Source organism: Lentzea sp. NPDC006480 (assembly GCF_040611995.1).
Taxonomy (GTDB): domain Bacteria; phylum Actinomycetota; class Actinomycetes; order Mycobacteriales; family Pseudonocardiaceae; genus Lentzea.
On the sequence record NZ_JBEXPJ010000259.1, the window covers coordinates 1 to 8,546 of the forward strand.

General features: G+C 67.9%; 5 protein-coding genes. 4 read left to right on the plus strand and 1 reads right to left on the minus strand.

Annotation, left to right across the window (positions count from 1 at the left end; all coding sequences use genetic code 11):
• Positions 1-427 precede the first annotated feature (427 nt).
• From ABZX92_RS43970 to ABZX92_RS43980, 3 genes are all read left to right on the plus strand, one after another.
• Positions 428-3,946 (plus strand): glycoside hydrolase family 2 TIM barrel-domain containing protein, encoded by a 3,519-nt coding sequence (locus tag ABZX92_RS43970; RefSeq protein WP_355571830.1) that lies wholly within the window; start codon positions 428-430, stop codon positions 3,944-3,946.
• 164 nt (positions 3,947-4,110) lie between these two features.
• Complete coding sequence (locus tag ABZX92_RS43975; RefSeq protein ID WP_355571832.1) at positions 4,111-6,147, plus strand: LuxR C-terminal-related transcriptional regulator; 2,037 nt, start codon at positions 4,111-4,113, stop codon at positions 6,145-6,147.
• Between the two features lie 178 nt (positions 6,148-6,325).
• Positions 6,326-7,546 carry a LuxR C-terminal-related transcriptional regulator gene (locus tag ABZX92_RS43980; RefSeq protein ID WP_355571834.1) on the plus strand — a complete coding sequence of 407 codons (1,221 nt, stop codon included), beginning with the start codon at positions 6,326-6,328 and terminating at the stop codon, positions 7,544-7,546.
• On the opposite strand, the gene ABZX92_RS43985 is transcribed toward ABZX92_RS43980, so the two are convergent.
• Positions 7,530-8,171 (minus strand): DedA family protein, encoded by a 642-nt coding sequence (locus tag ABZX92_RS43985; RefSeq protein WP_355571836.1) that lies wholly within the window; start codon positions 8,169-8,171, stop codon positions 7,530-7,532. The two genes, ABZX92_RS43980 and ABZX92_RS43985, sit on opposite strands and share 17 nt — an antisense overlap.
• Before the next feature lie 23 nt (positions 8,172-8,194).
• Here ABZX92_RS43985 and ABZX92_RS43990 point away from each other — a divergent pair, with 23 nt between their 5' ends.
• Positions 8,195-8,527, plus strand: a complete 333-nt coding sequence (locus tag ABZX92_RS43990; RefSeq protein WP_355571838.1) for a cytochrome c biogenesis protein CcdA — start codon at positions 8,195-8,197, stop codon at positions 8,525-8,527.
• The last annotated feature ends 19 nt before the right edge of the window (positions 8,528-8,546 follow it).

Here is an 8,546-nt window from a genome sequence, read left to right on the forward strand (position 1 = left end):
CGCCGCCACCGTCACATCGGGTAAGCATGTGCCCGGAAGAGGGGAAGGTGCATGAGCCTGCACGTCGCGGTCGACTTCGGCGACTGGCAGGCGACGACACGTAGCCGTGTGCGAAGGCCGTGCCGGTGGGGAGAGCCACGAGGACCAACGGAGCAGCCAGAACACCTGCCAGCGCGGCAGCAAGCCTGGGTCGATTCTTCATGTGACTTCCTTTGCCTTGATGTTGCTTGCGTGCAGGTACATCGCGGCGGCGGTTGAAGGTCTAGACCATACCGCGCGTAATCGCCGGGCCACAAGACGTGTCCGATAGATCAGTCAGATAAGCGATTACCGCTCAGCTTTGTACAAGAGCGAAATTTCGGTCAGTCTTGAGCGAAGCCGTTTGATTCTGGGATGTTCTGCGCAACTTCGAGGTGTCTTGGGGTGCGTGGTGCGTTCGATCGTGGCGTTGTTGCTGGCTTCTGTCGTAGTCGCTCCTCCGGCGGAAAACCGGGATGTGTACCGGTTTCTGGAGGATCCGCGCATGACGGGAGAGGGCCAGCAACCGCATCACGCGGAGCTCAGGCCGTACTCGAGCGTCGAGGAAGCGTTGCGCGGCAGAGAGAGCACGCCGTACACCCGAACGCTCGACGGCTCGTGGCAGATCAGGATGTTCGACCTGCCGACCGAGGTGCCGCGCGGTTTCGCCGAGCCCGGCTACGACGTGTCGCGGTGGCGGACTGTGACGGTGCCTCATACCTGGCAGACCGACGGGCTCGACCACCCGATGTCCCGGAACACGGTCGAGGAGATGTGGCCGGATGACCCGCCACACGTGCCGCGCGACGTGAACCCGACCGCGGCTTACGTGAAGTCGTTCTACGTTCCCGACGGGTGGCGCGATCAGCGGACGTTCCTCAGGTTCGAGGGTGTGACCGCGGGCTACTTCGTGTGGGTCAACGGGAAGTACGCGGGCTTCGACCAGGGCGGGTACACGCCGGCCGAGTTCGACGTCACCGACCTGCTGGTGGCCGGGCGCAACCGGCTCGCGGTGCAGGTGCACAGGTGGGGCGCCGGGTCGTACCTGGAGGACTACGACCAGTGGCGCTACAGCGGGATCTTCCGGTCGGTCTGGATGTACTCCGCGCCGGACAAGCGGATCCGGGACGTCTCGATCACCACGCAGGGCCCGGTGCTCACGGCTGATCTGGACTTGACGGCTCCCGGCACGGTCTGGGGCGGGCTCTACGACAAGGACCGGCGGCTCGTGGCCGAGAGCACCGGTTCGGCGCGGCTCGTGTTACCCGTGCGGGATCCGTTGCGGTGGAACGACGAGACGCCGAACCTCTACACGCTGGTGCTCAAGCTCGACAACGGGTTCGTGACGCGCGAGACGACCGGGTTCCGGGACATCACCATCGCGGAACGGCAGCTCAAGGTCGACGGCCGGCGTGTGCTGTTCAAGGGAGTGAACAGGTCCGAGACCGATCCGGACCACGGACGGCACGTGCCGCGGGTGAACCAGCGCCGCGACGTCGAGCTGATGAAGAGCCTGCACATCAACGCGGTCCGGACGTCGCACTACCCGAGCGATCCTTACTTCTACGAGCTCGCGGACTCGCGCGGGATGTGGATCGCGGACGAGATGGACGTCGAGACGCACGCGCACGAGAACTGTCCAGAGGACTGCCTGGCGGACCGTCCTGAGTGGAGTGACGCGTTCCTCGACCGGTTCGTGGCGATGGTCGAGCGGGACAAGAACCACCCGAGCGTCTTCATGTGGGACACGGGGAACGAGGCCGGACTCGGGGCGGCGCACTACCGGATGGCGGAATGGGCTCGCGCGCACGAACCATCGCGGCCGCTCTACCACCAGCCGAACAAGCCTTCCGGTGACGCGCCGTTCGCGCACGTCTGGGGACCGCGCTACCCGTCGCCGGAGAAGTTCGCCACGCAGGTCGCCCAGACGACCAAGCCGCTGATCATGGGCGAGTACGCGCACGCGATGGGTAACAGCCTCGGCAACTTCCGCGAGTTCTGGGACATCATCCGGGCGAACCCGCAGGCGCAGGGAGGCTTCGTCTGGGACTGGGCCGAGCAGAACATCCGGCAGCCGTTGCGGATCTCGCCGGACTCGTCCGGGAACGGAATCACGGCGCACGTCACCGGGTTGCCGTCCACTGTGGATGGGCATCGGGGCAAGGCGCTGGAGTTCTCCGGGCTGGACGACTTCGTCGAGGTGTACCGGGATCCTCGCCTGGATCTGCTGGGGCCGTTGACGTTGGACGCGTGGGTGAAGCCTTCGCTGCCGTTCACGGACTTCACGATCATGGCCAAGGGCAACCAGTACGGGTTGCGGATGGCTGATGCTCGGACGCTGGAGTTCTACGCGGGCGGCAAGGTGCGGGCGCCGGTGCCCGCCGACTTCTACGACAGGTTCCACCGGGTCACCGGCAAGTACGAGGGCGGGCGGCTGGCGTTGCTGATCGACGGCGTCGAGGTGGCGTCCGTCGCGCAGACCGGGCCGGTGCCGCGGTCGGCCCATCCGGTGAACATCGGGCGCAACGCGGAGACCATGCGCGAGAAGTACGAAGGCCGGATGGCGCACGGGATCATCGACGACGTGCGGATCTCGGACGGGTCCCGCGTGGTGCTGGCGCTGGACTTCGACCGGGAGGAGCGGCGCGGCACCTATCTCTCGCACGGAGAGAGCGTCGCGGGTGTGGACGGGGTGGTGGACGCGGACCGGAACCCGCAGCCGGAGACCGCGCAGCTCGCGTGGGTGCATCAGCCGATCAGGTTCTCGTCCGCCGACGGTGTGCTGGCGGCCGCGAGTGAACGGGTCTTCGCGCCGATCGCGGGTGAGCTGCGGTGGAAGGTGATCGAGGGTTCGCGGACCGTGCTCACCGGCTCTTCACGGGTGTCGGTGGAGCCCGGTGGTTCGGTGCGGGTTGCCGTGCCGCCTTCGAGTGCTGCCGCGGAACGGTGGCTCAACGCCGAGCTGCTCGTTGACGGCAAGGTTTACGCGCACGACCAGTTCTCGTTGGGAGGCAAGGCTCCTGTTGTCGAGACGGGTGGCTCGGCTTCGTTTTCGGAGACCGCGGACGAGGTGATCATCAGCGGGCGCGGCTTCCGGTACGTCGTGCAGAAGGCGTCCGGTGCACTGACCTCGATGCGCGTGCGGGGCACGGAACTGGTGCAGGGCACCGAGCTCGATGTGTGGCGGGCGCCGTTGAGCAACGAGACCGCGTCCTGGGGCACCGACGAGTCGTTGCAGTGGCGCGCGGCCGGTCTGGACCGGCTGCGCACCAAGGCTTCCTCGGTCGCGGTCAGCGGGTCGAAGATCACGGTGAAGTCGGTGGCCGCCGCGGAGGACGTGACCGATGCGGCGTTCGAGCAGACGCTGACCTACGACGTGGATGAGGCCGGAACAATTCGCGTCGGGCAGGAAGTGGTGCCGACCGGGCGGATGCGGTCGTTGCCTTATCTGCCGCGGATGGGAATCGCGCTCGCGGTGCCGGAGCGGTTGGGGAAGTTCTCCTGGTACGGGCGCGGGCCGGGCGAGAGCTACAACGACCGCAAGGACGGCACGCCGATGGGTGTGTGGCGGTCGGCGGTCGAGAAGGAATACGTGCCGTACGACCGGCCGCAGAGCAATGGCAACCACACCGACACGCGCTGGGCATTGCTGACCGACGGAATGAGCGGGCTGATGGTCGCGGGCGCGCCGGACGTGTCGGTGAGCCGGTACGACGAGCTCGACCGCGCCGAGTACGGGTTCCAGCGCCAGCGCAACGACGGGTGGACCACGTTGCACGCCTCAGCGGCGGTGACCGGCGTCGGCGACACCCCGAACCCGGTGCGGCCGAGGTTCCAGGTGCGGCCGGACCAGACGCACACGAGTTCGCTGATTCTGCGGCCGCTGACCGTGGCCGAGGCGGTGCGGGGAATTCCAACAGGGGGTTGATTCGTCTCAATTCGCCGGTCGGATCAGGCCGTTCGGGCGTTGGACAGCCTGCATTTGGGCTGTTCAAACCGGTTTTGTGAGTAGTGGTGCAGTTATGGCGGGATCCTGTCAATCGCGATTGGACGACATTTCTTCGCGCCGCATTCGCTCCTAGAATCGCGCGCATGTGGTCGTCGGTGAACGCGCGCACCCGTCTGGTGGGACGGGAACGCGAGCTGTCCGCCGTGCGACGCCTTCTGCGCAGGCACCGTCTGGTGACGCTCGTCGGTTCCGGTGGCGCGGGAAAGTCCAGGCTGGCGGCCGAGCTGTGCCCCGGCGAACCCGCCACCGCGGTCGTCGAGCTGGAGCCCGTGCACCGGCCGGACCTGCTGTGGCACGTGGTCGCGTTCTCACTCAACGTCTGGGAGGAGCCGGGTTCGTCGCTGCCCGAGACGGTCGCGCACGCGCTGTCCGAGCACCGCCTCCTGGTGCTGGACAACTGCGAGCACCTCATCCGCGAGGCCGCCGAGGTGGTCGCGGAGCTGCTCGCGCGGTGCCCGCGGCTGCGGGTGCTCGTCACGTCTCGCGAACCTCTCGATCTGGCCGGCGAGATGTGCGTCGAAGTCGGCCCGCTCTCCGCCGCCGACGCGCGCACGTTGTTCGTGGAGTGTGGTGGTGCCGCCGAACTGGCCGATCCGTTGCTGGACTGCCTGCCGCTGGCGGTCGAGCTCGCCGCGGCCAGGACGGACGTGCCCGCGCGGCATCGCTCGCTGGACGCGGTGATCAGGTGGAGCTACGACCTGCTGTGCCCGGCCGAGCAGTCCGCGCTGCGCCGGCTTTCCGTGCTGATCGGCGACTTCGACCTCGACCTGGCGTCTGCGGTGTGCGCCTGCGCCGACGACATCGTGCAGCTGATGACTTCGTTGCGCGCCAAGTCGTTGGTGGTCCGGTCGCAGCCGTCGTCGTCGAGCGCGCGGTTCCGCGTGCTCGAGTCGATCCGCCTCTTCGGCTTGGCGCGCTTGGCGGAGTGCGGCGAGACGGATGCGACGTTCGACCGGCTGATCACCGTGCTGACGCGCATGATCCGCATGGTGGCGTGCGCACCGTCGATCGCTGTCGAGGCCAACGAGTGGCTCGACGGCCAGGAACACCAGCTGCTGCACGCTGTCGGCCGCCTGCCTCGCACCGACCCGCGGCACACCTGGCTCGTCGCGGCCGTCGTCCACGTCTGGTATCTGCGCGGCGCGTACGGCGAGGCGATGCGGCTGGCGGCGGAGACCTTGTCCGGTGGCTCGCTTTCCGGCCACTCGGAGATGTTGGTGTTCCGCGCCGCCTGGCTGGCCGGTTTTCTGGGCGAGGGGAAGGAGTCGCTGCGGCTGGCCGAGGCTCTGGTCGAGCACCCGGCGACCAGCCAGCCGAACTGGGAGGCGCGCGCATGGAACACGCTCGGCTACGCGCGCACGGTGACTGACGACCTCGCTGGTGCTCGGGCTGCCAACGAGCGTTCGATCGCGTGCGCGCGTGCCTTGGGCAACTCGTCGTTGCTGATGACGTTTCTGAACAATCACGCGTGGCTGCTGATGCGGCTCGACGATCTGGACGGCGCGTTGGCGGCGGTGGAGGAGTCGCTCGCGTTCGACTTGCCGGACGGCTACCGGCTGATGGCCACCCGGCACACCGCTGGGGTGATCGCTCTGGAACGTGACGACGTCGACCTGGCCGAGCGGCATTTTGTTGTCGCGCTGCGGGAAGGCGCGCCGTCGTCGGTCGCACTGGCCGGCGTGCTGGAGGGTCTGGGCGTGGTCGCCGCACGACGGCACCAGGTCGAACGGACCGTGGTGCTGATGGCTGCTGCGGCCGCGACACGCAGCGCACGCGGTGCACGGCAGGAAGCACCGTGGAACCGGATGGTCGCGGACGCGTGCGACTTCGCCGTGGCGGAGGCGGGGGAGCGGCGGGTGTCCAGGGCGCGGCGGCTGGGCGCACGGCTCGACCACGCCGGGCTGCTGGAATACGTGAGCGAGGTCGAGCGCGACGAGCCGTTGACCGCGCGGCAGCAGCAGATCGCCGACCTCGTGGCGGAAGGCCTGACGAACCCGGAGATCGCGGCGCGGCTGGGCATCTCGACCGGCACCGTGCGCTCACATGTGACGCAGATGCTGACCAGGCTCGGGCTCAGCTCGCGAACCCAGTTGGCGGCACGGACGGCGCGCGTGCGATGACGACGTCTGCAAGTACGACCAACTCAACATCAACAGGCCCTTTTCCACCACCAACTCGCAGCTTCGAGTTCGGTAGCGCCGGGCTGGTTCGGCAACAGGCGAACAGGTTGGGCGTAGTCGGCGGCGGTTTCATCAAGAGTTGGTGGTACTTGCAGATGCCTCCAGCGGGTGGTGAGTGGTGACCTGCGACGACTGCGGTACCCCGCTCGCGGCTCCGGCCAAGTACTGCTCCGGGGCGTGCCGTCAGCGGGCTTATCGGCGGCGCGCTCGGGAGGTCGTGTCCGGGTCGGCGCGGCTCGACACGTTCGTCGGGCGGCACGGCGAACTGGCCGACCTCACGAAACTGCTGGCGCGGCACCGGGTCGTCACCGTCGTGGGGCCGCCCGGGGTGGGCAAGTCGCGGCTGGTGCACGAACTGATCGCCCACCGGCAGCACGCGATGCTGGTCGAGCTCGCGGAGGTCTCCCGAGTCGCTGGACCGCTGCCCCCGGAACCCGGTTTGCTGGTCCTCGACGGGTGCGAGCACCTTCTGCGGGAATGCGCGGATCTTGTGCAGCGCCACCCAACGGTTCGTGTGCTGGCCACGAGTCGTGAGCTGCTGAACGTGCCAGGCGAGCAGGCGTATCGGCTCAGTCCGCTCGAGCCGCACGAGGCGAAGCGGTTGTTCTGCGACAGGGCCACCGCCGTCGACAACGAGTTCGACGAGCACGCCGCACTGCTGGACGCCTTGTGCGACAAGCTCGACCGGTTGCCGCTGGCGCTCGAACTGGCCGCGCGCCTCGTGCGGGTGCTGACACTGGAGGAGATCGAGGCGCGGCTTGACCACCGGTTCGCGGCTCTCACGGTCGGACCGCGCGACGCCGAGGCGCACCACCGGTCGTTGCATGCGGCGATCGACCGCAGCTACCAGTTGCTGAGCGAGGCCGAGCGAACGGCGTTGCGGACGTTCTCCTTGCTGCCGGGCGGAATCAGCGAGGAGCTCGCCGATGCCCTGATGCCGCACGGGTGGGAGCTCGCGAAGAGCCTCAACGCGCGGTCACTGCTGCAACCCGGCGAAAGGCTCACGATGCTGGAGTCGGTGCGGGTGTTCGCGTTCGACGCGTTGCTGCAGCACGATTCCGTTGCCGTGCGGGACAAGCTTCTCGACGTGCTGGCGACCCTGCCGGAGCTGGACGAGGGCGAGGAGACCGAGGACGTGGCGCTCGGACCGCTGTCGTGGCGCGAGGAAAGGTTGCTCCGGGTCGCCGCGATGGTCGCGGAAGGGTTGACCAACAAGCAGATCGCGGACGGCCTGCACGTGTCGCTGCGGACCGTGGAGGCGGACGTGCGCGACCTCAAGACCGTGCTCGGGGTGCGGTCGCGCGCGCAGATCGCCGCTTGGGCTACGCAGGCTCCGTGACGTCTTCGGCCGCAGCCTTCTCGGCGGCCTTCGCCAGCCGCTTCTTCACCACGAAGACGCCGATAACGCCGGCCGCCACGGCGATCGCCAGGCCCGCGTAGGAGAAGCCCTTCAGCCACTTCTCGGCCACCACGCCGAGGTAGTAGACGGCCGCCGTCGTGCCACCGGCCCACACCACGCCGCCGAGCGCGTTGGCCACCAGGAACTTGCCGTAGTTCATGTGCAGCGACCCCGCGAGCGGCCCGGCCAGAATGCGCAGCAGCGCCACGAAACGGCCGAAGAACACGGCCCACGCGCCGCGTTTCTGGAACACGCGCCGGGCGTGGCCGAGCTGCGTTTCACCGAAGTGCCTGGGGAATTTCTTCCCCATCCACACGAACAGCCGGGGTCCGTGGCGCCGGCCGATGAGATACCCGAAGTTGTCGCCGATGATCGCGCCCGCGCTCGCCCACACACCGATCCACAACGGGCTCAGCGTGTCGTGCTGCGAGGCCAGCAAGGCGGACGTGACCAGCACGATCTCACCGGGCAACGGGATTCCGAGCGACTCGACACCGATCACCAGGCCGACGATCACGTACACGAGCAGAGGTGGGATGGCTTCGAGCCACTGTTCGATCGGCACGAACCAACTCTAGCCTTCAGCCCGTGAACGACATCGCTTTAGCGGTCCTCGCCGGAATGCTCGCCACGGTCAACCCGTGCGGATTCGCGATGCTGCCTGCGTATTTGGCACTCGTGGCGCGCGACAGCCCGACACGGGCCTTCATGTCCGGTTTGGTGATGACTGCCGGTTTTGTCACGTTTTTCGGACTGTTCGGACTTGTTCTCACCCCGGTCGCCACGACGCTCAAGCGCTACCTGCCGTTCGTGACCGTCGTGATCGGGCTCGCGATGCTCGTGATCGGCGTGCTCCTGCTGCTCGGCAAGGAGCTCTACCTCAGGTTGCCCAAGCTCCAAGCCGCCCCGAGGAAGCTGTGAGTTCGGCGACCGTCTCAGC

Excerpts from the sequence above, each read along its gene's own strand:
- ABZX92_RS43975 (WP_355571832.1), top strand. The coding sequence starts at position 4,111 with ATGTGGTCGTCGGTGAACGCGCGCACCCGTCTGGTGGGACGGGAACGC.